This window comes from Vagococcus sp. WN89Y (assembly GCF_052220145.1).
Classification (GTDB): domain Bacteria; phylum Pseudomonadota; class Gammaproteobacteria; order Enterobacterales; family Enterobacteriaceae; genus Kosakonia.
The window spans coordinates 31,888-57,857 of the sequence record NZ_JBQPOM010000022.1; the positions used below are offsets into that span (position 1 = coordinate 31,888).

At 56.1% G+C, this 25,970-nt stretch carries 24 protein-coding genes, 1 other RNA gene and 1 pseudogene; 5 read left to right on the forward strand and 21 right to left on the reverse strand.

Going from position 1 to position 25,970, the window contains the following annotated elements; genetic code table 11:
* Window positions 1-80: 80 nt before the first annotated feature.
* The 8 genes from ACTU3N_RS07335 to ACTU3N_RS07370 all read right to left on the reverse strand — a co-directional run bounded on the left by ACTU3N_RS07335 (window position 81) and on the right by ACTU3N_RS07370 (window position 10,119).
* Window positions 81-824, reverse strand: coding sequence for an SDR family oxidoreductase (locus ACTU3N_RS07335; protein WP_443085481.1), 744 nt, complete (start codon window positions 822-824; stop codon window positions 81-83).
* Window positions 825-882: 58 nt separating this feature from the next.
* A complete protein-coding gene (gcvP, locus tag ACTU3N_RS07340; RefSeq protein WP_443085482.1) occupies window positions 883-3,756 on the reverse strand; it encodes an aminomethyl-transferring glycine dehydrogenase in 2,874 nt (957 codons plus the stop codon).
* 118 nt (window positions 3,757-3,874) lie between these two features.
* Complete coding sequence (gene gcvH, locus ACTU3N_RS07345) at window positions 3,875-4,264, reverse strand: glycine cleavage system protein GcvH (RefSeq protein WP_443085483.1); 390 nt, start codon at window positions 4,262-4,264, stop codon at window positions 3,875-3,877.
* Window positions 4,265-4,288: 24 nt separating this feature from the next.
* Window positions 4,289-5,383 (reverse strand): glycine cleavage system aminomethyltransferase GcvT, encoded by a 1,095-nt coding sequence (gene gcvT, locus ACTU3N_RS07350; protein ID WP_443085484.1) that lies wholly within the window; start codon window positions 5,381-5,383, stop codon window positions 4,289-4,291.
* A 421-nt stretch (window positions 5,384-5,804) separates the two neighbouring features.
* Complete coding sequence (gene ubiI, locus ACTU3N_RS07355) at window positions 5,805-7,007, reverse strand: FAD-dependent 2-octaprenylphenol hydroxylase (protein ID WP_443085485.1); 1,203 nt, start codon at window positions 7,005-7,007, stop codon at window positions 5,805-5,807.
* Window positions 7,008-7,025: 18 nt separating this feature from the next.
* A complete protein-coding gene (ubiH, locus tag ACTU3N_RS07360) occupies window positions 7,026-8,204 on the reverse strand; it encodes a 2-octaprenyl-6-methoxyphenyl hydroxylase (protein ID WP_443085486.1) in 1,179 nt (392 codons plus the stop codon).
* The gene (gene pepP / locus ACTU3N_RS07365) at window positions 8,201-9,517 is read right to left on the reverse strand and encodes a Xaa-Pro aminopeptidase (protein ID WP_443085487.1); all 1,317 of its coding nucleotides are present in this window, start codon (window positions 9,515-9,517) and stop codon (window positions 8,201-8,203) included. The genes ubiH and pepP overlap by 4 nt, the downstream gene beginning before the upstream one ends.
* 23 nt (window positions 9,518-9,540) lie before the next feature.
* The gene (locus ACTU3N_RS07370; protein WP_443085488.1) at window positions 9,541-10,119 is read right to left on the reverse strand and encodes a YecA/YgfB family protein; all 579 of its coding nucleotides are present in this window, start codon (window positions 10,117-10,119) and stop codon (window positions 9,541-9,543) included.
* 213 nt (window positions 10,120-10,332) lie between these two features.
* Between ACTU3N_RS07370 and zapA the strand changes: the two genes are divergently transcribed.
* The 3 genes from zapA (at window position 10,333) to ACTU3N_RS07385 (ending at window position 11,504) form a co-directional block, all read left to right on the forward strand.
* Complete coding sequence (gene zapA / locus ACTU3N_RS07375; RefSeq protein WP_443085489.1) at window positions 10,333-10,662, forward strand: cell division protein ZapA; 330 nt, start codon at window positions 10,333-10,335, stop codon at window positions 10,660-10,662.
* Window positions 10,663-10,705: 43 nt separating this feature from the next.
* A non-coding RNA gene (ssrS, locus tag ACTU3N_RS07380) (6S RNA) lies at window positions 10,706-10,889 on the forward strand.
* An 18-nt stretch (window positions 10,890-10,907) separates the two neighbouring features.
* Window positions 10,908-11,504, forward strand: a complete 597-nt coding sequence (locus ACTU3N_RS07385; protein WP_443085490.1) for a 5-formyltetrahydrofolate cyclo-ligase — start codon at window positions 10,908-10,910, stop codon at window positions 11,502-11,504.
* 38 nt (window positions 11,505-11,542) lie between these two features.
* Here the strand turns inward: ACTU3N_RS07385 and serA are convergent, their stop codons facing one another.
* Window positions 11,543-12,775: a phosphoglycerate dehydrogenase gene (serA, locus tag ACTU3N_RS07390; protein ID WP_443085491.1), complete on the reverse strand. Its 1,233-nt coding sequence runs from the start codon at window positions 12,773-12,775 to the stop codon at window positions 11,543-11,545.
* Window positions 12,776-13,043: 268 nt separating this feature from the next.
* Window positions 13,044-13,703 (reverse strand): ribose-5-phosphate isomerase RpiA, encoded by a 660-nt coding sequence (gene rpiA, locus ACTU3N_RS07395; RefSeq protein ID WP_443085492.1) that lies wholly within the window; start codon window positions 13,701-13,703, stop codon window positions 13,044-13,046.
* Between the two features lie 164 nt (window positions 13,704-13,867).
* Here rpiA and argP point away from each other — a divergent pair, with 164 nt between their 5' ends.
* Entirely contained in the window at window positions 13,868-14,761 is an 894-nt protein-coding gene (gene argP, locus ACTU3N_RS07400) for a DNA-binding transcriptional regulator ArgP (RefSeq protein ID WP_443085493.1), read from the forward strand.
* A 31-nt stretch (window positions 14,762-14,792) separates the two neighbouring features.
* On the opposite strand, the gene ACTU3N_RS07405 is transcribed toward argP, so the two are convergent.
* The 8 genes and pseudogenes from ACTU3N_RS07405 to ACTU3N_RS07440 form a co-directional block, all read right to left on the reverse strand.
* Window positions 14,793-15,569, reverse strand: coding sequence for an oxidative stress defense protein (locus tag ACTU3N_RS07405; RefSeq protein WP_443085494.1), 777 nt, complete (start codon window positions 15,567-15,569; stop codon window positions 14,793-14,795).
* Between the two features lie 84 nt (window positions 15,570-15,653).
* Window positions 15,654-16,289: an arginine exporter ArgO gene (gene argO / locus ACTU3N_RS07410; RefSeq protein ID WP_443085495.1), complete on the reverse strand. Its 636-nt coding sequence runs from the start codon at window positions 16,287-16,289 to the stop codon at window positions 15,654-15,656.
* Between the two features lie 147 nt (window positions 16,290-16,436).
* A complete protein-coding gene (gene mscS / locus ACTU3N_RS07415; protein WP_443085496.1) occupies window positions 16,437-17,300 on the reverse strand; it encodes a small-conductance mechanosensitive channel MscS in 864 nt (287 codons plus the stop codon).
* A 108-nt stretch (window positions 17,301-17,408) separates the two neighbouring features.
* Window positions 17,409-18,620 carry a 4-aminobutyrate transaminase gene (gene puuE, locus ACTU3N_RS07420; RefSeq protein WP_443085620.1) on the reverse strand — a complete coding sequence of 404 codons (1,212 nt, stop codon included), beginning with the start codon at window positions 18,618-18,620 and terminating at the stop codon, window positions 17,409-17,411.
* Window positions 18,609-19,498: pseudogene (locus ACTU3N_RS07425) on the reverse strand (NAD(P)/FAD-dependent oxidoreductase); the annotation flags it as partial. The gene puuE and the pseudogene ACTU3N_RS07425, both read right to left, overlap by 12 nt.
* A 2-nt stretch (window positions 19,499-19,500) precedes the next feature.
* Window positions 19,501-20,988: an aldehyde dehydrogenase PuuC gene (gene puuC / locus ACTU3N_RS07430; protein ID WP_443085497.1), complete on the reverse strand. Its 1,488-nt coding sequence runs from the start codon at window positions 20,986-20,988 to the stop codon at window positions 19,501-19,503.
* Between the two features lie 182 nt (window positions 20,989-21,170).
* Window positions 21,171-21,728, reverse strand: a complete 558-nt coding sequence (gene puuR / locus ACTU3N_RS07435; RefSeq protein WP_443085498.1) for an HTH-type transcriptional regulator PuuR — start codon at window positions 21,726-21,728, stop codon at window positions 21,171-21,173.
* A gap of 25 nt (window positions 21,729-21,753) precedes the next feature.
* The gene (locus ACTU3N_RS07440; RefSeq protein ID WP_443085621.1) at window positions 21,754-22,029 is read right to left on the reverse strand and encodes a gamma-glutamyl-gamma-aminobutyrate hydrolase family protein; all 276 of its coding nucleotides are present in this window, start codon (window positions 22,027-22,029) and stop codon (window positions 21,754-21,756) included.
* Between ACTU3N_RS07440 and ACTU3N_RS07445 the strand changes: the two genes are divergently transcribed.
* On the forward strand, window positions 21,990-22,322 hold the full coding sequence (locus tag ACTU3N_RS07445) for a hypothetical protein (RefSeq protein ID WP_443085499.1): 333 nt from the start codon (window positions 21,990-21,992) through the stop codon (window positions 22,320-22,322). The genes ACTU3N_RS07440 and ACTU3N_RS07445 overlap by 40 nt on opposite strands.
* A gap of 54 nt (window positions 22,323-22,376) precedes the next feature.
* On the opposite strand, the gene fbaA is transcribed toward ACTU3N_RS07445, so the two are convergent.
* The 3 genes from fbaA to epd form a co-directional block, all read right to left on the reverse strand.
* On the reverse strand, window positions 22,377-23,453 hold the full coding sequence (gene fbaA, locus ACTU3N_RS07450; RefSeq protein WP_443085500.1) for a class II fructose-bisphosphate aldolase: 1,077 nt from the start codon (window positions 23,451-23,453) through the stop codon (window positions 22,377-22,379).
* Window positions 23,454-23,551: 98 nt separating this feature from the next.
* Window positions 23,552-24,715, reverse strand: a complete 1,164-nt coding sequence (gene pgk / locus ACTU3N_RS07455) for a phosphoglycerate kinase (protein ID WP_443085501.1) — start codon at window positions 24,713-24,715, stop codon at window positions 23,552-23,554.
* A 137-nt stretch (window positions 24,716-24,852) separates the two neighbouring features.
* Window positions 24,853-25,872, reverse strand: coding sequence for an erythrose-4-phosphate dehydrogenase (gene epd / locus ACTU3N_RS07460; protein WP_443085502.1), 1,020 nt, complete (start codon window positions 25,870-25,872; stop codon window positions 24,853-24,855).
* Window positions 25,873-25,970: the final 98 nt, after the last annotated feature.

The following is a 25,970-nucleotide window of genomic DNA, read 5'->3' on the forward strand; positions in this document are numbered from 1 at the left end:
AAACCAACACGCTTTTAAGCCATCATGGCGCAACGATACCGTTCGCCATAAACGCAGCGAACAGGTTTCACGCAAACGCGCTACCTTCCGCCCGCGACATCAAGAAAACTGCCGGTCACATAGGAAGCTTTATCGCTCAGTAGCCAGGCAATCGCCTGCGCAACCTCTTCCGCCTGCCCACCGCGCTTCATCGGGATGGCGCTTTTCAGGCGATCGACTCGCCCTGGCTCGCCGCCGCTGGCATGCATTTCAGTGTAAATAAACCCCGGGCGCACACCATTAACGCGTATACCGTCTGCCGCAACTTCCAGCGATAAGCCGGTGGTCAGCGTATCAACCGCGCCCTTCGAGGCCGCATAATCAACATACTCGCCAGGCGAGCCGGTACGCGCCGCCGCAGAAGAGACATTCACAATGGCTCCGCCTTTGCCGCCATATTGCAACGACATGCGCTTTACCGCTTCGCGGCAGCAGAGAAAATAACCGGTCACATTGGTCATCAGCACACGGTTGATGCGCTCAGCCGTCAACGCTTCGGTTCGGCACTGCCCGAACAAAATTCCGGCGTTATTCACCAGCGCTGTCAGCGGTTGCTGTTCACTATCAATACGCGCAAACATCGCCTGCACCTGCGTTTCGTCGCTGGTGTCCGCCTGAACAGCAAAGGCTTTACCACCCTGGGAGATGACCTCATTAACCACGTCTTCTGCGGCCTGCTTGTGCTGAAGATAGTTCACGGCAACGGTATAGCCCTCTTTTGCCAGCAGTAGCGCAGTCGCCCGACCAATACCCCGGCTGCCGCCGGTCACTAATGCAATCCCCATCTTTGCCTCCTGACAAAAAAGGGTGCCGAAGCACCCTTTATATGATGGCATCAACCAATTACTGATATTCGCTCATCGGTACGCAGGCGCAGAACAGGTTGCGATCGCCGTACACATCGTCCAGACGTTTCACCGTCGGCCAGTATTTGTTCACCACACCCGCCGGGAACACCGCCAGTTCACGCGCGTAAGCATGGTTCCACTCACCCACCAGCTCGTTCTGGGTATGCGGCGCATTGACCAGCGGGTTGTCGGAAAGCGGCCATTCGCCCTGCTTCACGCGGTCGATTTCACCACGGATTGCCAGCATCGCGTCAATAAAGCGATCCAGCTCGTGCTTACTTTCGGACTCAGTCGGCTCCACCATCAGCGTACCGGCGACCGGGAAAGACATGGTTGGCGCATGGAATCCATAATCAATCAAACGCTTGGCAATATCCAGCTCGCTGATCCCGGTCTCTTCTTTCAGTGGTCGAATGTCCAGAATGCACTCGTGCGCCACACGGCCATCACGCCCGGTGTAGAGCACCGGGAAAGCCTCTTTCAGGCGGCTGGCGATATAGTTAGCGTTAAGAATTGCCACCTGGCTTGCTTTTTTCAGCCCTTCTGCGCCCATCATGCGGATATACATCCAGCTGATAGGAAGAATAGAAGCACTGCCGAAAGGTGCGGCAGAAACCGCGCCCTGGCGGGTCAGCATCCCTTCAATCTGCACCACGCTGTGACCCGGAACAAACGGCGCCAGGTGTGCTTTCACGCCAATCGGCCCCATACCCGGGCCGCCGCCGCCGTGCGGAATACAGAAGGTTTTATGCAGGTTAAGGTGCGATACGTCTGCGCCAATAAAGCCCGGCGAGGTGATCCCCACCTGCGCGTTCATGTTTGCGCCATCAAGGTACACCTGACCGCCGAACTGATGCACCACTTCGCACACTTCACGGATGGTTTCTTCATACACGCCGTGAGTGGACGGGTAAGTCACCATAATGCAGGAGAGATTATTCCCCGCCTGTTCTGCTTTTGCGCGCAGGTCAGCAAGGTCGATGTTACCGTTTTTATCACAGGCCACGACCACCACCTGCATACCCGCCATTTGTGCCGAGGCCGGGTTAGTACCGTGCGCAGAGCTGGGGATAAGGCAGATATCGCGATGGCCTTCGTTGCGGCTCTCATGATAACGGCGAATGGCCAGCAAGCCAGCGAACTCGCCTTGCGCGCCGGAGTTTGGCTGCATGCACAGGGCGTCGTAACCGGTCAGTTTCACCAGCCAGTCAGAGAGCTGGGCAATCATTTGGTGATAACCTTCCGCCTGCTCAGGCGGGCAGAACGGGTGCAGTTCCGCGAACTCAGGCCAGGTGATAGGGATCATCTCTGCCGCCGCGTTCAGCTTCATGGTGCAGGAACCCAGCGGGATCATCGCCTGGTTCAGCGCCAAATCTTTACGCTCCAGCGAATGCATATAGCGCATCATCTCAGTTTCGCTGTGGTAAAGATTGAACACCGGGTGCGTCAGAAACGCGTCGTTACGCAGCATCTCTTGCGGAATAGAGCGGCTGTCGAGCGCCACGTCTTTATCCAGCGTGTCGATATCCAGACCGTGCCCATCGCCGAGCAGCACATCAATCAGCGCCAGTACATCTTCACGGGTGGTGGTCTCATCCAGAGTAATCCCCACTGCGTTCAGAATGTCGCTACGCAAGTTGATTTCATGCGCTTCGGCACGCGCCAGCACCGCGGCTTTGTCCGCTACTTCCACACACAGAGTGTCAAAGAAATGGGCGTGGCGCAGTTTCAGACCGTTGCGCTGTAAACCTGCGGCCAGGATATCGGTCAGGCGATGAATGCGCGCCGCGATACGTTTCAGGCCCGCCGGGCCGTGGAAGACGGCATAGAGGCTGGCGATATTTGCCAGCAGTACCTGCGAGGTACAGATGTTGGAGTTCGCTTTCTCGCGGCGAATATGCTGCTCGCGCGTCTGCATCGCCATACGCAGGGCGGTATTTCCGGCGGCGTCTTTCGACACTCCAATAATACGGCCAGGCATAGAGCGTTTGAATTCATCTTTTGCGGCAAAGAAGGCCGCATGCGGGCCGCCGTAGCCCATCGGCACGCCGAAGCGTTGCGCAGAGCCAAACACAATATCCGCGCCCTGCTTGCCCGGCGCAGTCAGTCGCACCAGCGCCATAAAATCGGCCGCGACGCTGACCACGACTTTGCGCGCTTTCAGCTCTGCAATCAGCGCACTGTAGTTGTGAACTTCGCCGGTGGTGCCCACCTGCTGGAGCAGCACGCCAAACAAATCCTGATGATCCAGCGCTTTGTCTGCGCCATCAACAATCACCTCAAAACCAAAGGTTTCTGCACGGGTACGCACCACGTCCAGCGTTTGTGGATGGACATCGTCCGCCACGAAGAAACGGTTAGCGCCTTTGAGTTTGCTGACGCGTTTTGCCATCGCCATCGCTTCGGCTGCGGCCGTCGCTTCATCGAGTAATGATGCCGAGGCAATGTCCATGCCGGTCAAATCAAGCGTCACCTGCTGAAAGTTCAGCAGCGCTTCCAGACGCCCCTGCGAAACTTCCGGCTGATAAGGGGTGTAAGCGGTATACCAGCCTGGGTTTTCCAGCATATTGCGCTGAATAACCGGCGGCAGCTGCACGGCGGTGTAGCCCATGCCGATGTAAGACTTAAAGCGCTTGTTGCGGCTGGCATAACTTTTCAGTTCAGCAAGTGCGGCAAATTCGGTGGTGGCTTCCCCAACCTGCGGCGGCGTGGCAAGCTGAATATCTTTCGGGACGATTTGCGCAATCAATGCGTTGAGCGACTCTGCGCCCACAGTGTTCAGCATTTCCTGCTGCTGTAATGCATCCGGGCCGATGTGGCGTTCGATAAATGCGCCGCGATTTTCAAGCTGACTTAACGTCTGAGTCATGAGCGATGGTTCCTGAAACGTGCAGTGATGATGTGCTCCCCCGCCTGTTGCCGGGGGCCGGGGTGAGGGCGGCAGGCGCCGCTCACCCACCCTCTTCGCGTGCGAGAGGGAACTAAACTTATTCTTCGTCCAGCAGCGCCGTGTAAGCCGTTGCGTCCAGCAGTGCCGCGACTTCAGCTTCATCGCTGGCTTTGATTTTAAAGATCCAGCCTGCCGCGTACGGCTCGCTGTTAATCAGCTCCGGCGAGTCGCCCAGCGCATCGTTAACCGCAACGATTTCACCGCTAACCGGCGCATAAATATCGGAGGCCGCTTTGACCGACTCGGCCACCGCGCAGTCATCGCCAGCGCTCACCGTCGCGCCCACTTCCGGCAGATCAACAAACACCATATCGCCCAGCAGCTCCTGGGCATGCTCGGTGATCCCGACGGTATACGTGCCGTCCGCTTCTTTGCGCAGCCACTCATGTTCTTTACTGTATTTCAGTTCGCCCGGTACATTGCTCATTGATAATTCTCCAGATGAAAAGGATTACGCGACAGCTTTGCCAGCGCGTACAAAAACAGGTTTGGTGACTTTAACCGGCATCTCGCGGTTACGGATTTGCACAATGGCCGACTCGCCGATCCCTGCCGGTACGCGCGCCAGCGCAATACTGTAGCCAAGCGTCGGGGAGAACGTACCGCTGGTGATGATGCCTTCTTGTAAGTTGCCCTGCTCGTCGGCAAAACGCACCGGCAGCTCACTGCGCAGCACGCCTTTTTCCGTCATTACCAGGCCAACCAGCTGCTGAGTTCCTTTTTCACGCTGCTGCTCCAGCGCTTCGCGGCCAATAAACTCGCGATCCTGCGGTTCCCAGGCAATCGTCCAGCCCATGTTCGCTTCCAGCGGAGAGATGCTTTCGTCCATCTCCTGCCCGTAGAGGTTCATCCCGGCTTCCAGGCGCAGCGTGTCGCGCGCGCCCAGTCCACACGGTTTTACCCCGGCGGCCACTAATTTTTGCCAGAAGCTCGCCGCCTGCTCGTTGGGCAGCGCTATCTCATAGCCTGCTTCGCCGGTGTAACCGGTGGTGGCGATAAAGAAATCGTCTGCTTCCACGCCGAAGAAAGGCTTCATGCCTTCTACTGCCTGGCGCTGTGCTGCGGTGAACAGAGACGCGGCTTTCGCCTGCGCGTTCGGGCCTTGCACAGCAATCAGCGACAAGTCGTCACGAACGGTGATGTCGATTCCAAAGGGTTCAGCGTGTTGGGAAATCCAGGAGAGGTCTTTTTCGCGGGTGGCGGAGTTTACAACGAGGCGGAAGAAATCTTCAGTGAAGTAATAAACGATAAGATCATCTATCACCCCGCCGGAGGCATTTAGCATGCCTGTATAAAGCGCTTTGCCGGTTTTGGTGAGTTTTGCCACATCGTTAGCCAGCAAATAACGTAGAAACTCACGAGTGCGCGGGCCGCGAAGATCGACGATGGTCATGTGCGAGACATCGAACATGCCGGCATCGGTGCGAACCGCATGATGCTCATCGATTTGCGAACCGTAGTGCAGCGGCATCATCCAGCCGTGGAAGTCCACCATGCGGGCGCCGTTGAGCGTGTGTTGTTCATACAAAGGGGTCTGCTGAGCCATCTTTTCCTCGTCGAATAAGCGGGGCTATCGCATTTTTGTGGCGTTGATTTAGCCCGGAAAGACCGCATCGCCAGCGCGAAATGGCGGGCGACGCAAACGTTCTCTTTGCCCTGACGTTATCACCGAAAGCAGCGTGAAACCATAAGGTAAAAAAGGTCATCACATTAGCTTATGCCCTAATGCGGCAAAAACATCCGCAGAGTTTTATGCTGCTTCTTCGCCATTCGCTCGGGCCATTCATTCAACAATTGATTAACAAAAGGACATCTGTCAGGATTTCACGCCATAAAAGAGGACGTTTTCATGACAGCAAAAAAACAAGACATGAGAAAATCTAATCCGAAAAAGCCGGTGAAATTAGAATATTTCAGGAGAAGGAGTTCGCCCTTCCCGCAAGCGGGAAGGGGAAAGTGTGACGCAGTTAACGTAACCAGTGCGGGAGATCGTTCAGCCCCATCGCCTGACGTAAAAGCTGCGGTTTAACACCCGGAAGCGTATCTGCCAGTTTCAGGCCGATATCGCGCAGCAATTTTTTGGCCGGATTCGCGCCGGAAAACAGCTCGCGAAAGCCCTGCATTCCGGCCAGCATCAGCGCGGCGCTGTGCTTACGGCTGCGCTCGTAGCGACGCAAATAGAGGTGCTGACCAATATCTTTGCCCTCGCGGTTCAACCGCTTAAGCTCAGAAATCAATTCGGCCACATCCATAAAGCCGAGGTTAACGCCCTGCCCGGCCAGCGGATGAATGGTGTGCGCCGCATCGCCGACCAGCGCCAGGCGATGCCCGGCAAACTGGCGGGCGTAGCGCCCGGTAAGCGGGTAAACCTGGCGCTCGCTCCCCACCTGGCACAACCCTAAGCGGTTATCGAATGCCGCGCACAGCGCCTGGTTAAATTCGTCCTCGCTTGCCTGCTGCATAGCCTGCGCCTGTTCTGGCGATAGCGACCAGACGATGGAGCATAAATGCGCATCGTGAAGCGGTAGAAAAGCAAGGATGCCATCGTGATGGAACACCTGCCGCGCCACAGCCTGGTGCGGCTCCTGCGTGCGGATCGTCGCCACCAGCGCGTGGTGGTGGTAATCCCAGTACGTTAGCGGAATGTCGGCTTTGCTCCGCAGCCAGGAGTTCGCGCCGTCGGCACCGACCACCAGGCGTGCGGTCAGCATGGTGCCATCTTTCAGCGTCAGGAACGCGTCGTTTTCTCCCCACGCCACCTGCTGCAATTCAGCGGGGGCAAACAGCCTGACATCTTTGCACTGCTGCGCCTTATGCCATAACGCCTCGTGAATAATTGCGTTTTCAACGATATAGCCAAGATGATTATATCCCATGCTCTGATCGTCGAAAGCAATGCGGCCAAAGCTGTCTTTATCCCACACTTCCATGCCGTGATAGCTCGCCGCACGCCGCCCGATAATGGTCGACCAGACGCCCAGATGAGTGAGTAATTTTTCACTGGCGGCGTTAATGGCCGATACACGCAGCGCAGGCGGCGCGTCTTCAGCCAGCGGCTCCGGCGCGTGTTGCTCCAGCACCGCCACGCGTAAACCGCTCCCCTGTAACCCGCAGGCCAACGCCAGGCCAACCATGCCGCCGCCGACAATCGCAACATCAACACTCTGCACTTTTTGCTCCTTTAATCCTTATCGGGCGACCCAACCAAGCGTTCGTTGCGCCAGTAAATTGCGCGCCGGGGTCACAAGTTCCATCGCCATCAGGCCGAGGTTGCGCCCAACAACCAGCGGCCCCCAGCGATTAGCAAACAGATGTACCAGCCCGTCCGTCACGCCGACGGTGGCTTTTTTGTCCGCGCTGCGACGTTCGCGATAACGCGTCAGTACAGGGTAGCAGCCCACATCCTCCTGCGCCGCCCAGGCATCCGCCAGGGTTTCCGCCAGCGTCATCACATCGCGCATGCCGAGGTTAAACCCCTGCCCGGCAATGGGGTGCAGCGTCTGCGCCGCATTGCCCACCAGCACCGCGCGGTGCGAAACAGGTGAGGAAGCCGTGGTCAGCGCCAGCGGATAGACGCTGCGTTTGCCCGCATGCAGAATGCGCCCAAGACGCCAGCCAAAGGCTTTTTGCAGCTCCTGGCAAAAACGCGCATCGGACCACTGCGCCACCTGCTGCTCTTTCTCCAGCGGATGGCACCACACCAGCGAACAGCGCCCCTCCGACATAGGTAACATTGCCAGCGGGCCGTGTTCGGTAAAGCGTTCGAAGGCTCTCCCCTGGTGGGCAACCGAGGTGGTGACGTTGGCGATAACCGCCGCCTGGTGATAAGGCGCCTGCTGCCAGCTTAGCCCCAGCTGTTGACCGATGGATGAGTGGGAACCATCCGCCGCGACAAGGAGTTTACCGGTGAGCTGCTCGCCGCTTTCCAGCGTCACGCTCACCTGCTGCTCATCGCGCCTGAAACTCCCGACCCGCGCCGGGCAGTGCAGGGTAATGCCGGGGGCCTGCTGCAAAAGAGAAAACAGCCGCTGCCCGATATCGTGCAGTTCCACCACCTGACCAAGCGCGTCGATATGGTAATCCTGCGCCGTGAGCGTCACGAAGCCTGCATGCCCGCGATCGCTAACATGCACGGTAGAGATGGGCGTCGCGCGGGCGGCAATCTCCTGCCAGATCCCCACGCGCGATAGCTGGTGGCACGTCCCGGCCGCCAGCGCGATGGCGCGCGCATCAAAGCCGGGATGATCGCGCGAGTCTGGCGCGTTGGCCTCCACCAGATGAACCGGTAATTTGCCCTGGGTAAAATGGGAGATAGCCAGCGCGAGGGTTGCGCCCGCCATGCCGCCGCCTACGATGATGACGCTCATACGCTACGCGCCGCCGCCATCAGCGCCTCGATATCGTCCGCCGATTTGACCACGCTGGCGGTCAGGTTTTCGTTACCTGTTTCGGTGATGACGATATCGTCTTCAATACGTATACCGATGCCGCGATACGCTTCCGGCACGTCAGCATCCGGCGCGATATACAGCCCCGGTTCGACAGTCAGCACCATGCCAGGCGCCAGTTCGCGCGAGCGATCCGACCCGTAGACGCCCACGTCATGAACATCCAGCCCCAGCCAGTGGCTCAGACCGTGCATAAAAAACGGGCGATGGGCGTTCTTTTCCACCAGCGCATCAACCTCACCGTGCAGGATACCGAGCTTCACCAGCCCGCTCACCATGATGCGCACGACTTCGCCGGTCACTTCCTGAATCGAGGTGCCGGGGCGATAAAGCTCAAGCGCCCGCTCAAGCGAGGCCAGCACGATGTCGTAGATTTCGCGCTGCGCCGGGGTAAATTTCCCGTTTACCGGGAAGGTGCGGGTGATATCGCCCGCATAGCCCTGGTATTCACAGCCTGCATCAATCAGCACCAGGTCGCCGTCGCGCATCTGGCTTTCGTTTTCCGTGTAATGCAGGATGCAGCCGTTTTCCCCGGAGCCGACGATGGTGTTATACGAGGGAAAACGCGCGCCGTGGCGGTTAAACTCGTGCTGAATTTCGCCTTCGAGCTGATACTCAAACATTCCAGGCCGACACGCCTGCATCGCACGCGTGTGTGCCAGCGCGGAAATTTCACCGGCGCGGCGTAAGGTTTCAATCTCCTGGGGCGATTTAAACAGGCGCATCTCGTGGACAATCGGTCGCCAGTCGGTCAGCGTGGCGGGCGCGGTCAGGTTCTGCCGCGCGCCGTTACGCAGTTTTTCCAGCGCGCTAAACAGGATGTTGTCGGCGTACTCGTACTGCCCCTGCGCGTGATAGACCGCATCCAGGCCATTGAGCAGCTGGAAGAGGTGCGTGTTGATCTCCGGGAACGGCAGCGCGCGATCGACGCCGAGCTTGCCGGTCGCGGCTTCCTGCCCCAGGCGGCGGCCAAACCAGATCTCTGCGGTTTTGTCGCGCACACGGTTAAACAGCACGCTGTGGTTATGGGTGTCATCGCTTTTAATCAGCACCAGCACCGCTTCCGGTTCATTAAACCCGGTGAAATACCAGAAATCGCTATTCTGGCGATACGGGTACTCACTGTCTGCGCTGCGGGTTGCTTCGGGCGCGGCAAAAATCAACGCGGCGCTGCCCGGAACCATCTGCGCCAGCAATGTCTGGCGACGACGGAGGAACTCAAGCTGTGTCATGACACCTCTCCATGCAAGAGTGATTAATGTAACGTTGGCTTACGCACTTCCGGCGCGGTGGGCTGCTGGCGCGTGAAGGTATCGTGGCAGAGCAGCGCGGCGACGCGAACGTATTCAATTATCTCTTCGAGCGACATTTCCAGCTCTTCCTGATCTTCTTCTTCGTCATAGCCCAGCTGCGCGATATTACGCAGATCGTCAATCGCTTCGCCGGTTTCGCCGGTGATTTTATCAAGCTTCGGCTGCGTCACGCCGAGACCGAGCAGAAAGTGGTTCACCCAGCCGGCCAGCGCATCGGCACGGTCAAACACGCTGACGTCGTCCCCTTCAGGCAGATAGAGCTGAAAGAGAAAGCCATCGTCTTCCAGCGAGTCGCTGGTGGCCGCGTGCATATTGCGCAGCGCCTGGGCCAGTTCATGACCAAACGCCAGGCCATCGTTGGTTAAATCATGCAGCAGCGGCAGCCAGGAACTGTCGTTATTACCGCCGCACAGCATCCCCGCGATCAGTCCATGCATTTCAGCAGGAAGTAATCCAACGCCCTGTTGGTTAAGTAACTGGCCGACATCGTTGTAACCAGGTATTTCGTTCTGTATAGACATGCGCATTCATCGTCGTTGGGGAGAATATTCATGGTATGCTACCACTTTGGACCCTGGTGATATACCCGTGATGCTTCTCGTTAAATGCCTTTGTGTATGTACTAATTAAATAAGGTATAGACAGCTTTTGCCAGGGTAGCTTATAGTGACGCCCCTTCGCAGCCCAGGACCCGGATGCGAAGGCAGAGCGCAGTCAAACAGCAGGAAGGTGGCATGTCTGCACAACCCGTCGATATCCAAATTTTTGGCCGTTCACTGCGTGTGAACTGCCCGCCTGATCAGATAGATGCTCTCAATCAGGCTGCGGAAGATCTGAATCAGCGGTTGCAAGATCTGAAAGTTCGCACTAGAGTCACAAATACTGAGCAGTTAGTATTTATTGCAGCGCTGAACATCAGTTACGAGCTGGCTCAGGAAAAGGTCAAAACCCGCGATTACGCCGCCAGCATGGAACAGCGTATTCGAATGTTACAGCAGACCATCGAACAAGCGTTGCTTGATCAGGGTCGCATAACAGAAAGACCGGGGCCTAAGTTTGAATAACACTTCAGGGTTTACTATGGTAGAGTAACCGTGAAGATAAAAAATTTCTCTGAGATGTTTGCAAGCGGGCCAGTCCCCTGAGCCGATATTTCATACCACAAGAATGTGGCGCTCCATGGTCGGTGAGCACGCTCGGTTCGTCCGAGAAGCCTTAAGACTATGACGACACATTCACCTTGAACCAAGGGTTCAAGGGTTACAGCCTGCGGCGGCATCTCGGAGATTCCCCTTCTTTATTTACTACCATGACACAACTTCCTGATACACCCTCATCACGTCAGCAAATCCGTAAACTTATTCGCGAGCGTCGCCGGGCCATCACGCCCGAACAGCAAACGCATTTTGCCCAGCAGGCCGCTGCACGCATGATGGCCTGGCCGCCGCTGCTGATGGCGCATACCGTCGCCCTGTTTCTCTCTTTTGATGGCGAACTGGATACCCAACCGCTTATCGAACAACTCTGGCGCAGCGGCAAGCGCGTTTACTTGCCGGTTTTGCACCCTTTTAGCCCCGGTAACCTGCTCTTTTTACACTATCATCCACACAGTGAGCTGGTGACGAATCGTCTGAAAATCCGCGAGCCGAAACTGGACGTGCGCGATGTGCTGCCGCTTAGCCAGCTCGACGTGCTGATTACACCGCTGGTCGCGTTTGATGAACAAGGGCAGCGCCTGGGAATGGGGGGCGGGTTTTACGATCGCACCCTGCAAAACTGGCGCACGCATGGTCTGCAACCGGTTGGCTACGCTCATGATTGCCAGCAGGTGGATACGCTGCCGGTCGAAGAGTGGGATATTCCGCTACCGGCCGTGGTCACGCCATCAAAGGTGTGGCAGTGGTGAGACTTCCCCTCCCGGCCGGGAGAGGAAATCGCCGCTGATCAGAACAACAGACGGGTGCGGATAGTGCCCGGAATCGCCTTCATGCTGTGCAGCGCTTTTTGCGCCACGTCTTCATCCGCTTCAATATCCACCACCACATAGCCCATATACGGCGTGGTTTGCAGATACTGCGCCGCAATGTTAATGCCCTGGCTGGCAAAAATCTGGTTCAGTGCGGTTAGCACGCCGGGACGGTTTTCGTGAATATGCAGCAGACGGCGACCGCCATGCAGCGGCAGGGAGACTTCCGGGAAGTTGACCGCTGACAAGGTCGAACCGTTGTCAGAATATTTAATCAGCTTGCCCGCCACTTCGAGGCCGATATTTTCCTGCGCTTCCTGGGTCGAGCCGCCGATATGCGGCGTCAGCAGCACATTATCGAACTCACACAGCGGCGAATTAAACGGATCGCTATTGGTGGCAGGTTCGGTCGGGAACACGTCTATAGCCGCGCCTGCCAGATGTTTGCGTTTTAGCGCATCGCACAGCGCCGGGATATCCACGACCGTGCCACGCGCGGCGTTGATAAGCAGCGAGCCGGGCTTCATCAGCGCCAGCTCTTCGGTGCCAATCATATCTTTGGTCGATGCATTTTCCGGCACATGCAGGCTCACCACATCGCTCATATTAAGCAAATCGGAGAGATGCTGGACCTGGGTGGCGTTACCGAGCGGCAGTTTGTTTTCGATATCGTAGAAATAGACATGCATCCCCAGCGATTCCGCCAGAATGCCAAGCTGAGTACCGATATGGCCGTAGCCAATAATGCCCAGCTTTTTGCCGCGCGCTTCATAAGAACCCGCTGCCAGCTTGTTCCAGATACCACGGTGCGCTTTAGCGTTCGCTTCCGGGATACCGCGCAGCAGCAGCAACAACTCGCCAATAACCAGTTCGGCCACCGAGCGGGTATTAGAGAACGGCGCGTTAAACACCGGGATGCCGCGTTTGGCCGCTGCGTCCAGGTTAACCTGGTTGGTGCCGATACAGAAGCAACCGATTGCTACCAGTTTCTCCGCAGCAGCAATGACTTCTTCAGTCAGTTGGGTACGGGATCGCAGGCCAATAAAATGCGCATCGCGGATAGACGCTTTCAGCGCGTCGCTATCCAGCGCGCCTTTGTGGAATTCGATATTGGTATAACCCGCCGCACGAAGGCTATCCAGCGCCTTCTGATGCACTCCTTCGACGAGCAGAAATTTAATTTTGTCTTTCTCCAGCGATACCTTTGCCATTTATCCGACCCTGTTTATGTCATGACTGTGATGTTGTGCAGATTGCAAACCTGCTTTAGTCAACATATCAAAAAAAACTATCGCGGCAATATGAACGTTTGCTCAGGTCACCTGAAGAATTGTCATTCAGCGGAGTTTGACAGATAAAAATGCTAAGAAAGCGAAGGCGGACGGCAGGGATATGACGACCGGGGCAAAAACGTGACAGATATCACTAAATATGACGATTCCGATTTTTTTGCGAGGAGGCGTGCGCCTCCCCGTCAGATCATTTGGTGATGGTTTTCACGCCATCCGGGGTGCCGATGAGCGCAATATCAGCGCCACGGTTGGCGAACAAGCCAACGGTCACCACGCCGGGGATGCCATTGATGCTGTTTTCCAGCGCCACCGGGTCGAGGATCTCCAGCCCATAGACATCCAGAATCACGTTGCCGTTATCGGTCACCACATTCTGCCGGTATTCCGGGCGACCACCCAGTTTCACCAGCGCGCGCGCCACGGCGCTACGGGCCATCGGGATAACCTCAACCGGCAGCGGAAATGTCCCCAGGATATCGACCTGCTTGGACGCATCCGCAATACAGATGAATTTATCCGCCACGGACGCGATGACTTTTTCCCGCGTCAGGGCCGCGCCGCCGCCTTTGATCATCTGCATATGGCCGTTGATTTCATCGGCGCCATCAACATAAATGCCCAGACTATCCACTTCGTTAAGGTCGAACACGGTAATGCCAAGGCTTTTCAGCTTCTCAGTGGAGGCGTCAGAGCTGGATACCGCGCCTTCAATCTGCCCTTTCATCGTACCCAGCGCATCAATAAAATGTGCTGCGGTGGAGCCTGTTCCTACGCCCACGATGGTACCGGGTTCAACATATTTTAGCGCTGCCCAGCCCACTGCTTTTTTGAGTTCATCCTGAGTCATGGTCGTTCACCTGTGGTGTGAAATTTCAGGCGCATTATAGACCACAGCGACGCCAAATGTCCCTGTGATGAGTGTCACATTATGCCGTTGCTAATTTCGTCTGTATCAATCAGAAAATTATGTCATAGTGCTCAGGAATCATTTTTCAGGAGAATAACCGCACCATGAAACGTCCGGACTACAGAACGCTACAGGCCCTTGATGCGGTGATCCGCGAGCGTGGGTTTGAACGCGCCGCACAAAAGTTATGTATCACTCAGTCCGCCGTCTCACAGCGTATTAAGCAACTGGAAAATATGTTCGGCCAGCCGCTGCTGGTGCGTACCGTGCCGCCGCGCCCAACAGAGCAAGGGCAAAAGCTGCTGGCGCTGCTGCGCCAGGTTGAACTGCTGGAGGAGGAGTGGCTGGGCGATGAGCAAACCGGTTCGACGCCGCTTCTGCTGTCGCTGGCGGTGAACGCCGACAGTCTGGCGACCTGGCTGCTGCCCGCGCTGGCCCCGGTGCTTGCAGACTCGCCGATTCGCCTTAACCTGCAGGTAGAAGATGAAACCCGCACGCAAGAACGCCTGCGCCGCGGAGAAGTGGTGGGCGCGGTGAGTATTCAGTCGCAGGCGCTGCCGAGCTGCCTGGTAGATCAGCTTGGAGCGCTGGATTACTTGTTTGTTGGCTCGAAAGCCTTTGCAGAGCGCCACTTTCCCAACGGCGTAACCCGTTCGGCGCTGCTGAAAGCCCCTGCCGTCGCCTTTGACCACCTCGACGATATGCACCAGGCGTTTTTGCAACAGTACTTCGACCTGCCGCCAGGCAGCGTTCCCTGCCATATCGTGAACTCATCGGAAGCCTTTGTGCAGCTGGCGCGCCAGGGCACCACCTGCTGCATGATCCCGCATCTGCAAATCGAAAAAGAGCTCAATAGCGGCGAGTTAATCGATCTGACGCCGGGGCTGTTGCAGCGCCGGATGCTCTACTGGCATCGCTTTGCGCCGGAAAGCCGCATGATGCGCAACGTCACCGACGCACTGCTGGAGTACGGGCACCGGGTGCTGCGACAGGATTAACGCCCTCCCCCGGACGGGAGAGGGACAGGTTTTATTTTGCGGCAGGTGTGGTCTGGCTCTGCGCAGGCTGCGTGTTGTCAGCCGGTTGCTGAGTCTGGGACGGTTCCAGCTGGAACACGACATCGACCTGATCTTCAAACTGAATGGTTGGCTGCTCGTAGGTTTCCTGCGCCGTGGTGGGTGCGGCGGCATCCGCTTTCATCATCCGTACCATCGGGCTCGGTTGATAATTGGAAACATGGTAGCGAACGCTGTAGACCGGGCCAAGTTTGGCATTGAAACCTTCCGCCAGCTGCTGCGCCTGATGCGTTGCGTCATCGATGGCGGCTTTGCGGGCTTTGTCTTTAAAAGACTCCGGTTGCGCAACGCCGAGCGAGACGGAACGAATTTCGTTAAGCCCGGCTTTTAACGCACCGTCCAGTAACGCGTTCAGCTTATCAAGCTGGCGAAGCGTCACCTCTACCGAACGCACAGCGCGGTAGCCTTTCAGGATGCTTTTACCGTCTTTGTAATCATAATCGGGCTGTGTGCGCAGATTTGCGGCATTGATGTCTTTGCGTGCGATGCCATTTTGCTCAAGAAAGCTAAGATATTGTGCAACACGCTCGTCGGCTTGTTTTTTGGCAGATGCTGCGTCTTTTGCCGCGACATTAACCTCAATCGCCAGCGTTGCGATATCCGGAGTCGCATCCACGCTTGCCGTCCCCGAAGTGACAATATGCGGCCCTTCCGGGAGTTCACTTGCCTGTGCCGCCATTGTGCTCAAACCCACCGCTGCTGCCAGGGCCATTATTTTAAATTTCATCATGCTCCTCCGTGGTGCTTTGACACGTCAAAAACGCTGACGTTTGTCAGCAAGCTTAGCGACTCGCGAGGGATTGTCCATCAGACTTTAACTGAATAAATTCTGTAAATGCGACACCCCTTCTCTCGCCAGCTGTAAAGCGATAACGCACATCACCAGCCCGACGAGAGCGTTAATGATCCGCTGCGCTTTTACCGTGCGCAAACGCGGCGCCAGCCAGGCGGCAAGTAACGCCAGGCTAAAGAACCACAGAAACGACGCGCTGACCGTACCGAGGGCAAACCAGCGCTTCGGCTCTGGCGCAAGCTGACCGCCGAGGCTGCCAAGCACCACAAAGGTGTCGAGATAAACATGCGGGTTCAGCCAGGTGACCGCAAGCATGGTCGCGATGATACGCCAGCGCCCCTGTCGCATCACCCCGGCATTCGCCAGCGCCATATCACGGCTAAACGCAGTCTTTAACGCGCCATAACCGTACCACAGCAAAAACGCCACGCCGCCCCAGGTGACCAGGGCCAGCAGCCACGGCGACTGCATCAGCAGCGCGCTGCCGCCAAAAATCCCGGCACAGATAAGCAGCAGGTCGCTGACCGAACAGAGAAAAGCGGTCATCACATGGTACTGCCTGCGGATCCCCTGGTTCATCACAAATGCATTTTGCGGCCCCAGCGGAAGGATCAACGCTGCGCCAAGAATAAGCCCTTGAAAATAATAAGATATCACAATACACACCTGTGAAAATGGTTTCAGGCGCAGACTATATCGCGGCATTATCATTAGCGGAAATGGATAATTTTAATCCAGCATTAGAAATGCTAATAACAAGATGTGTAAAAAAGGCCGACGCTGTCGACCTTTGGCGAAAGGGTGTTATTGCTGCTTTTCTGCTTCTTTGACGCGCTTGAAGTTCACGTCCATCTGCGGGTAAGGGAAGCTGATACCGTTTTCGTCAAAGCGGCGCTTGATCTGCTCCAGCACGTCCCAGTAGACGTTTTGCAGATCGCTGCTTTTGCTCCAGACGCGCACGACAAAGTTAATGGATGACGCACCGAGTTCGTTCAGCCGCACGGTCATCTCTCTGTCTTTCAGAATACGTTCGTCCGCCTGGATAATATCGGTCAGCAATGATTTCACCTGCTCAATATCGGAATCATACGCCACGCCGATAATAAATTCGTTGCGACGCACCGGTTCGCGGGAAAAGTTGATGATATTACCGGCGATAATTTTCCCGTTCGGGATAACAATAATACGACCATCCGCCGAGCGCAGCGTGGTGGAGAAAATCTGCACCTGCAGCACCGTGCCCGCTACGCCACCGAGATCGACATACTCACCCGAACGAAACGGGCGGAAAGTGACCAGTAGCACGCCCGCCGCCAGGTTTGAGAGCGAGCCTTGCAACGCCAGACCAATTGCCAGACCGGCCGCACCCAACACGGCAATGACCGAGGCGGTTTGCACCCCAACGCGCCCCAGCGCGGCAATAAGGGTGAATGCGATAACACCATAGCGCACCAGCGCGGAAATAAAATCTGCGACGGTAGCGTCAATTTGCCGGGCTACCATCAAGCGGTTAACGGTATTCGACACGATCCGTGCCACGATCATCCCGACGATAATAATGGCGATTGCTGCCACGATATTGACAGCGTAGCTCAGCAGCAGTGCCTGGTTATTGACCAGCCACGAGCCTGCGCTATTAAAGCTGTCGACCACGTTCAGATCTTCCATTCTTTCTTCCTTATGTTATACCAAATGAGGATCGGCCCCGCGTGCACGAGGCTGATCCTAAAGGGTAAACAAAAAGAGCTGTTTTTGCCAAACCTTCACCGTTATCCGTCAGCTCGCCTCGCGAGTTACGCGCTGTAAAATATCCAGCGCACGGGAGAATTGCGCCTCCGGGATGGTTAACGGATAAAGGAAGCGAATAACGTTGCCGTACTGCCCACAGGTCAGCAGAAGCAGACCCTGTTCGAGCGCCATTTTCTGGATTTTCTGCGCCATCACCGCCGACGGCTGCGTGCTTCCAGGTTCGAAAAACTCAGCGGCAATCATCGAGCCAACGCCGTGCACCGCCACCAGCGACGGGCACCAGGCTTTGGCTTCGTTGAGCGTGGATTGCAGGCGTTCGCCGAGATACTGCGCGCGCTCACACAGATTCTCTTTATCAATAATATTCAGCACAGCATGCGCCGCCGCGACAGAGAGCGGGTTACCGGCATAGGTTCCGCCTAAACCACCGGGTGCTGCGGCATCCATAATGCTGGCGTTGCCAATCACCCCCGACAGCGGCATCCCGCCCGCCAGACTTTTGGCGACCGTCATCAGGCAAGGTTTGTCGGCATAATTATCCATAGCGAACAGCTTGCCGGTACGCGCGAAACCGCTCTGTACTTCGTCAGCAATCAGCACAATGCCATGCTCATCGCACAGGCGGCGCAGCGCGGTAACCAGCTCCTTCGGCGCGACATTAAAACCACCCTCCCCCTGCACCGGCTCAAAAATAATCACTGCGACCTGTTTGGCATCAATGTCCGCTTTGAACAGGCATTCAATTGCATCGAGGCTGTCTTGCGTGGTGATATTGTGCAGCGCCGACGGGTAAGGCACGTGGTAAACGGAGCCAGGGAACGGGCCGAAGCCAATTTTATACGGCGCAACCTTGCCGGTCAGCGCCATCGTCATATAAGTGCGGCCATGAAATCCGCCGCCAAAGGCAATCACGCCAGGGCGTCCGGTATGGGCACGGGCGATTTTGATGGCGTTTTCCACCGCTTCTGCGCCGGTCGTAAAGAAGGCGCTTTTCGCCGGGCCTTGCACCGGCGCCAGCTCGTTAAGCTTCTCAGCCAGCGAAACATAACTTTCGTAGGGCACAATCTGGTAAGCCGTATGGGTAAATTGTGCCAGTTGCTGCTGCACGGCAGCGATGATCTCCGGGTGGCGGTGCCCGGTATTGAGCACCGCTATGCCTGCGGCAAAATCGATATACTCGTTGCCTTCCACATCCGTCAGCGTGGCGTTCTCCGCCTTCTGGGCAAAGAAGTGACACATCACGCCGCCGCCGTACAACAGGCGGTAGTAATCCAGCAGATAGTTACAATCTTCCACGCAGTAATTGTTGGGGATCAGCGAGCGCGCGACCTCTGCGTGTAACGGCTCGGTGGTAACAACTTGCGTCCCGCACGGCATGCTGCGCTTCGCCAGCTCCGGCTCCAGTTTGTCGCCCAGGTAAGCGTTGCCCGCCACGATGACATAGCGCGCCGTGACCTGGCCGTGTTCGGTACTGACCACCGCCGGGCTGGTGTGCCCTATTCGCGTGACCGGAGAACCCGCCCGCCGTTAAGCCGGATGGCGTCCGCTTCGCCGATAGCCAGATTCAGCGGGTGAATATGACCACCGCTGCGATCCAGCAGCGCGCCGGTGTAATGATCGCTGCTCACTTGCTGACGGATACCGTTGGCATCGAGCAGTTCCAGCTGCGTATTGCCGTAGCGCTCCCAGTTCGCTTTTTGCTCTTCCAGGGTTTCCAGCTGCTTATGGTTGAGCGCAACAAACAGACCGCCGGGGCGATAATCACAGTTGATTTGATAGCGCTTGATGCGCTCACGAATAATCTCCCCGCCTTCAAACATCATGCTGCCTAATACTTTGGCGGCATCGGGGCCGTAATTTTTCTCGATGGTGTCGATATCACGGCTGTACGAGTTCACTAACTGGCCGCCGTTGCGACCGCTGGCGCCAAAGCCGATACGCGCGGCTTCCAGCAGCACCACGTCGTAGCCCTGCTCTGCCAGGTGCAGCGCCGAGGAAAGCCCGGTATAGCCGCCGCCGACCACGCACACATCGCAGGTGATGGATTCGCTCAGCGTCGGGAAAGGCGCATACTGGTTGGCGCTCGCCGCATAATAACTTGTCGTATGTTCAGTCATGATCAAGGCTCCAGGGCTATCCAGATGGTTTTCAGTTCGGTGAATTTTTCCAGCGCATGCAGGGATTTATCGCGCCCGTTGCCGCTCTGTTTATAGCCGACAAAAGGCACGGTCATGTCGCCATCGTTGTAGTTGTTCACAAAGACCGAACCGGCTTTCAGGCGGCGGCTGATGCGGTGCGCGCGCGACAGATTCCCCGTCCACACCGCCGCGCCCAGCCCGTACTGGCTGTCATTCGCCAGTCGCAGCGCTTCCTCTTCGCTGTTAAAGCGCGTCACCACCAGCACCGGGCCGAAAATCTCCTCCCGGCTGATGGGTGAATCGGGCGCCACATCAACAAAAATGGTCGGGCCGACGGCGGCGGGTAGCGCGGTGTTGCGACCATCAAGCAGCAGCGAGGCGTGGTTTTCCCCGGCGCGGATGTAACTGAGCACCGTGTCGGCATGGCTGCTATCAATCAAAGTACCCATGGTGGTTGCCGGATCGAGCGGGTTGCCGGGCTGCCAGTGGTCGGCCTGCTCCTGTAATAGATGCAAAAACTCGTCGGCAATGGACGCCTGGAGCAGCAGGCGCGTACCAGCAATACAGACCTGGCCCTGGTTATAGAAGATCCCGGCAGCGGTAGCATTGACCGCCTGTTGCAGGTTTTCGCAATCGGCAAAGACGATATTGGCGCTTTTGCCCCCGGCCCCCAGCCAGACGCGCTTCATATTGCTCTCGCCCGCATCTTTGAGCAGTTGCTTACCGGTACGGGTCGAACCGGTAAAGGTGATGACATCTACATCTGGATGCAGCGCCAGCACCTGGCCCGCTTCATGACCAAAGCCGCTGATCACGTTCAGCACGCCGTCCGGCAGCCCGGCCTCTTTTGCCAGCGCAGCAAGACGCAGCGCAGTGAGCGGGGATTTTTCGGACGGTTTAAGCACGACGCTGTTTCCCGCCGCCAGCGCCGGGCCAAGCTTCCAGCACGCCAGCAGCAGCGGGAAATTCCACGGCACAACAGCGCCAACCACGCCAACCGGTTCGCGAACAACCATCGCCAGCGCGTTCTGATCGGTCGGCGCGACTTCGCCATACACCTTGTCAATGGCTTCCGCATACCAGCGGATAGCGCGGGCCGCGCCGGGTATATCATCACGCAGGCTGTGGCGAATGGGTTTACCGGTGTCCAGCGTTTCCAGCAGCGCCAGCTCTTCGCGGTGGCTTTCCATTAAATCAGCGAATGCATTGAGCACGGCTTTGCGTTTTGCCGGTGAAGCCTGCGACCAGTCGCCGCGGTCAAATACTTCACGGGCCGCCTGCACAGCGCACTCAACGTCAGCTTTTTTCCCCCGCGCTACCCCGGCCAGATTTTGCTGGCTGGCCGGGTTGACGGTGGCAAACGTACTGTTATCCGCCGCATTACAATATTCGCCGTTAATAAACAACCGGCTTTCAATCAGCAGATTTTTTGCTTTATCCTGCCAGTAATTCAGGTCGTGAAAAGCCATAGAGATTCCTTCGAAACGTCATCGGATAAATAAATTCTTTGTTAGTGCCGGTTATTCAGGGCGCAGGGAGGCCCAGGAATTAACCTGTTAATTTATTTTGCTGCCAGCGCTAATGTTATTTGCGCGTATTTCTGTGGTTTATTTACAGCGCCGAAAATAGCGTCCCGGCGCTGACAAAATAATTAAAATGTAGTGGGCGTATGGGCGCTAATAATGCGGCAAATACCTGCCGAAGTGTTACGAAAGCTATGAGGTATGCCTGTATTGATGGCATAACTCTGCCCGGCAACGAGGTGATATGTCTGGCCGCTGATGGTCAACATAATTTCACCTTCCAGTATGGTGCCTATTTCCTCACCCTGATGTTTGATCCTCTCCCCGGTGGTTGTTCCAGGCTGGTAAGTTTCAAAAATCATCGCCAGCGTACGGTTCGGATTTCCGTTATGCACCAGTTTCATCGAAACCCCCTGACTGCCGATTTCGATAAGGTCATCCTGATTAATTACCACCTGCGGTTCATCAGGTTTTTCTGGCTCAGAAAAGAATTCCGAGAGCGACAGCCCATAAACTTTCAGTAATTTTTGCAGAGTACTGATAGCAGGACTCACTTTGTCCTGCTCTATGGTGCTGATGGCACTGTGTGTCAATCCAGACAGTTCGGCGGCACGACGCTGTGGAAGACCCAATTTTTGGCGGATCTCTGACAGACGTTTTCCAGGCGCCAGGCCGTCATCGCTCATATTTGCATTTCCTTAACGGTAGTGGTCAGAGCTGCTGTTTTACAGCGAGAAAATTCTGACAAGCGGTGATAAATCCTTCAAACAACATACGTGACAGCGCATATTCGGTGCTGTTCCATTCCGGGTGCCACTGCACACCCAGCGCAAACGGGTGATTGGTCACGCTAACCGCTTCGACCAGACCATCCGGCGAACGCGCTTCCACGCGCAACTGCGGGCCTAAGGTCTTCGCGCCCTGCCCGTGCAGCGAGTTTACCCAAAATGTGTGACAGCCAGTTTTTTGACCTGGTGACGGCCACAGCGTTAATTAACTTTGGCGCGCTGGTAGCGTTTACCTTTGTGAACCTGTCTGTTTTCAACCATTTCTGGCGTCGCAAAGGCTATAACAAAACCTGGAAGGATCGCCTGCACTATTTGCTGCTGCCGCTCACCGGTGCCGGGACAGTTGGCATATTGTGGGTAAACCTGGAGGCGACGTCATTGACGCTCGGCCTGGTGTGGGCCTCGCTGGGGATACTTTACCTGACCTGGCTGACCCGGCGCTTTCGCCGCCCGCCGCCGCAATTTAACGCGAGCCAGGAGCAAATATCGTAAGTTACAGGTACAAAAAAGCCCCACGATGTGGGGCTTGAACCGGCAAGGTAAAGATTACAGAACGTTTACGGCGTTCAGTTCTTTAAATGCCTGCTCCAGACGAGTCACCATGCTGGACTGCGCGGCACGCAGCCATACACGCGGATCGTAGTATTTCTTGTTCGGCTGGTCTGCGCCTTTCGGGTTGCCCAGCTGGCCTTGCAGGTAAGCTTCGTTTTCTTTGTAGTACTTCAGAATACCTTCCCAGGTTGCCCATTGGGTATCGGTATCGATGTTCATTTTGATAACGCCGTAGCTTACGGAGTCTTTGATTTCCTGAGCGGAAGAACCGGAACCGCCGTGGAACACGAAGTTCAGGCTGTTGTGCGGCAGGTTGTGTTTCTTAGAAACATATTCCTGAGAGTCGCGCAGGATAGTCGGGGTCAGTTTCACGTTACCCGGCTTGTAAACACCGTGGACGTTACCGAAAGAGGCAGCGATGGTGAAACGCGGGCTGATTGCGTTCAGTTTGGTGTACGCATAATCAACGTCTTCCGGCTGGGTGTACAGAGCAGAAGCGTCCATATGGCTGTTATCCACACCATCTTCTTCACCGCCGGTGCAACCCAGTTCGATTTCCAGCGTCATGCCCATTTTATCCATACGAGCCAGATATTTAGAGCAGATCTCGATGTTCTCTTCCAGAGACTCTTCAGACAGGTCAATCATATGAGAAGAGAACAGCGGTTTACCGGTCGCCGCGAAGTGTTTTTCGCCCGCGTCCAGCAGACCGTCAATCCACGGCAGCAGTTTTTTCGCGCAGTGGTCAGTGTGCAGAATCACCGGCACACCGTAGTGCTCGGCAATCTGGTGTACATGATGCGCACCAGAGATAGCGCCCAGAATAGCCGCCTGCTGGCCTTCGCCTTTAAAACCTTTACCTGCGATAAACGCCGCGCCACCGTTTGAGAACTGAACGATAACCGGTGCTTTAACTTTTGCAGCGGTTTCCAGAACGGCGTTGATGGAGTCAGTACCCACGCAGTTAACTGCCGGCAGAGCAAAGTTGTTTTCTTTTGCTACCTGGAACACTTTCTGAACGTCATCACCAGTGATAACGCCAGGTTTTACGAAATCAAAAATTTTAGACATTTACGTAGTCCTGTATCTGTATCTTCGACCGTTAGAAAAAAGTTCGCGAGCTTTAGCGCGCGCTGAAAATTGGGCAGGTTTCCCTGCCCATTCGAAACTTACTGTTTAGCGCGCTCTTCGAGCATAGCGACTGCCGGCAGAACTTTGCCTTCCACAAATTCAAGGAATGCGCCGCCGCCAGTGGAGATATAAGAGATCTTGTCGGCGATGCCGAACAGGTCAATCGCCGCCAGGGTGTCGCCACCGCCAGCGATGGAGAACGCGTCGCTGTCTGCAATAGCGTTAGCCACAATTTCAGTACCCTTGCGGAAGTTCGGGAATTCGAACACGCCGACCGGGCCATTCCACAGGATAGTTTTGGCGTTTTTCAGGATTTCAGCCAGTTTTTCTGCAGAAACATCGCCTAAATCCAGAATTTGCTCATCATCTTTGATGTCATTAACGGATTTCAGGGTTGCCGTTGCGGTTTCGGAGAACTCTGTCGCCACACGCACGTCCGTCGGCACCGGAATATCGCAGGTGCTCAGCAGGCGTTTTGCTTCGTCTACCAGATCCGCTTCGTACAGGGATTTACCGACGTTGTGACCTTGAGCGGCAACGAAGGTGTTAGCGATACCGCCGCCAACGATCAGCTGGTCAGCGATTTTAGACAGAGAGTCCAGCACTGTCAGTTTAGTGGAAACTTTAGAACCACCCACGATAGCTACCATCGGGCGTGCAGGTTCTTTCAGCGCTTTACCCAGCGCGTCCAGTTCTGCTGCCAGCAGCGGGCCTGCGCAGGCGATTTCTGCAAACTTGCCCACGCCGTGGGTAGAAGCCTGCGCACGGTGCGCGGTACCGAATGCGTCCATCACGAATACGTCGCACAGCGCAGCGTATTTTTTAGCCAGCGTTTCGTCGTCTTTCTTCTCGCCTTTGTTAAAGCGAACGTTTTCCAGCACGACCAGCTCACCTTCGGCAACCTCTACGCCATCCAGGTAATCTTTCGCCAGGCGAACCGGGCTGGAGAGTTTGTCTTTCAGATAGTTAACAACCGGCAGCAGAGAGAATTCTTCGTTGTACTCGCCTTCGGTCGGGCGCCCCAGGTGAGAAGTCACCATCACTTTCGCGCCTTGCTTCAGGGCCAGTTCGATGGTCGGCAGGGACGCACGGATGCGTGCATCGCTGGTCACTTTCCCTTCTTTAACCGGAACGTTCAGATCCGCACGGATTAGAACGCGTTTACCAGCCAGATCCAGATCGGTCATCTTAATTACAGACATGGTGAATCCTCTCGTTGATTCTTAAAGTTTTGCAGACAGTTACGCGACATCGTTCCCGTTGCTGCTGTTGGCCACCTCACCCACTCACAGGCGGATGATGCCTTCATGCATCCTGAACGATTTTGCGTACTTATGTCTTACCTGAAACTCATAGCCGCCATTGCCAACGTTGTGTCAAGCATGCGGTTAGCAAAGCCCCATTCGTTATCGCACCACACCAGGGTTTTAATAAGGTGCGCGCCACTGACCCGTGTTTGTGTGCCATCAACGATGGCGCTGTGCGGATCGTGGTTAAAATCGGTTGAAACCAACGGTAATTCCGTATAGTCAACTATACCATGAAAAGTCCCCTGCGCTGCTTTTTGCAGCAACGCATTGACTTCACTTGCTTTTACCGGCTTTTGAACCGTTACGCTAAGGTCGATAGCGGTCACGTTAATGGTCGGTACGCGTACCGCTATCGCTTCAAATCTATCGTTAAATTGCGGGAAAATTCTCGCTATCCCCGCCGCCAGTTTCGTATCTACCGGAATTATTGACTGGCTGGCTGCGCGCGTGCGGCGCAAATCAGGGTGGTAGGCATCAATCACCTGCTGATCGTGCATCGCGGAGTGAATCGTTGTCACCGTCCCTGATTCAATACCCCAGGCTTCGTCGAGCAGTTTAATAATCGGGATAATGCAGTTGGTGGTGCAGGAGGCGTTGGAGACCAGACGATCGTCGGCTTTAAGCGTTGTGTGGTTCACACCGAAGACGATGGTCGCGTCCAGATCGCTGCTGCCAGGATGTGAAAAGAGCACTTTTTTCGCGCCAGCGGCCAGGTGCGCCTCGCCATCGTCACGGCTGCCGTACACCCCGGTGCAGTCGAGCACGACATCAACGCCCAGCTCGCGCCAGGGAAGGTCGGCTATTGCGCGCTGATGCAAAATCCGGATGACATCGTCGCCGATAAAAAGCTGCTCGCGCTCCTGGCGCACATCCCAGGCAAAACGACCGTGGCTGGTGTCATATTTCAATAAATGCGCCATGCCCGCCGCATCGGCCAGTTCATTGATGGCTACCACGGTGATTTCCGCACGACGCCCGGATTCATACAAAGCACGAACCACGTTGCGCCCGATGCGACCGAAACCATTAATCGCTATGCGTACGGTCATAACTCTCCTGCAAAGCTTCTCATCCCTCAGAGGGTGACAGAGTAATCCAGCTACCACCGAAGGGGAATCTTCGCCTGCCTTAACGGCGTCTGATTGGT

What these genes read in the sequence shown, in the direction of transcription:
- puuE (WP_443085620.1), bottom strand. Translation starts at nt 18,620, where the DNA reads ATGTGTCACTTCTTTGCCCAGAAGGCGGAGAACGCCACGCTGACGGAT.
- ACTU3N_RS07405 (WP_443085494.1), bottom strand. Translation starts at nt 15,569, where the DNA reads ATGATGAAATTTAAAATAATGGCCCTGGCAGCAGCGGTGGGTTTGAGC.
- zapA (WP_443085489.1), top strand. Translation starts at nt 10,333, where the DNA reads ATGTCTGCACAACCCGTCGATATCCAAATTTTTGGCCGTTCACTGCGT.
- argP (WP_443085493.1), top strand. Translation starts at nt 13,868, where the DNA reads ATGAAACGTCCGGACTACAGAACGCTACAGGCCCTTGATGCGGTGATC.
- gcvT (WP_443085484.1), bottom strand. Translation starts at nt 5,383, where the DNA reads ATGGCTCAGCAGACCCCTTTGTATGAACAACACACGCTCAACGGCGCC.
- pgk (WP_443085501.1), bottom strand. Translation starts at nt 24,715, where the DNA reads ATGTCTGTAATTAAGATGACCGATCTGGATCTGGCTGGTAAACGCGTT.
- ACTU3N_RS07370 (WP_443085488.1), bottom strand. Translation starts at nt 10,119, where the DNA reads ATGTCTATACAGAACGAAATACCTGGTTACAACGATGTCGGCCAGTTA.
- epd (WP_443085502.1), bottom strand. Translation starts at nt 25,872, where the DNA reads ATGACCGTACGCATAGCGATTAATGGTTTCGGTCGCATCGGGCGCAAC.
- ubiH (WP_443085486.1), bottom strand. Translation starts at nt 8,204, where the DNA reads ATGAGCGTCATCATCGTAGGCGGCGGCATGGCGGGCGCAACCCTCGCG.
- ACTU3N_RS07335 (WP_443085481.1), bottom strand. Translation starts at nt 824, where the DNA reads ATGGGGATTGCATTAGTGACCGGCGGCAGCCGGGGTATTGGTCGGGCG.
- fbaA (WP_443085500.1), bottom strand. Translation starts at nt 23,453, where the DNA reads ATGTCTAAAATTTTTGATTTCGTAAAACCTGGCGTTATCACTGGTGAT.
- gcvH (WP_443085483.1), bottom strand. Translation starts at nt 4,264, where the DNA reads ATGAGCAATGTACCGGGCGAACTGAAATACAGTAAAGAACATGAGTGG.
- puuR (WP_443085498.1), bottom strand. Translation starts at nt 21,728, where the DNA reads ATGAGCGATGACGGCCTGGCGCCTGGAAAACGTCTGTCAGAGATCCGC.
- puuC (WP_443085497.1), bottom strand. Translation starts at nt 20,988, where the DNA reads ATGGCTTTTCACGACCTGAATTACTGGCAGGATAAAGCAAAAAATCTG.
- serA (WP_443085491.1), bottom strand. Translation starts at nt 12,775, where the DNA reads ATGGCAAAGGTATCGCTGGAGAAAGACAAAATTAAATTTCTGCTCGTC.
- mscS (WP_443085496.1), bottom strand. Translation starts at nt 17,300, where the DNA reads ATGGAAGATCTGAACGTGGTCGACAGCTTTAATAGCGCAGGCTCGTGG.
- ACTU3N_RS07445 (WP_443085499.1), top strand. Translation starts at nt 21,990, where the DNA reads ATGTGTGACAGCCAGTTTTTTGACCTGGTGACGGCCACAGCGTTAATT.
- gcvP (WP_443085482.1), bottom strand. Translation starts at nt 3,756, where the DNA reads ATGACTCAGACGTTAAGTCAGCTTGAAAATCGCGGCGCATTTATCGAA.
- ACTU3N_RS07385 (WP_443085490.1), top strand. Translation starts at nt 10,908, where the DNA reads ATGACACAACTTCCTGATACACCCTCATCACGTCAGCAAATCCGTAAA.
- pepP (WP_443085487.1), bottom strand. Translation starts at nt 9,517, where the DNA reads ATGACACAGCTTGAGTTCCTCCGTCGTCGCCAGACATTGCTGGCGCAG.
- rpiA (WP_443085492.1), bottom strand. Translation starts at nt 13,703, where the DNA reads ATGACTCAGGATGAACTCAAAAAAGCAGTGGGCTGGGCAGCGCTAAAA.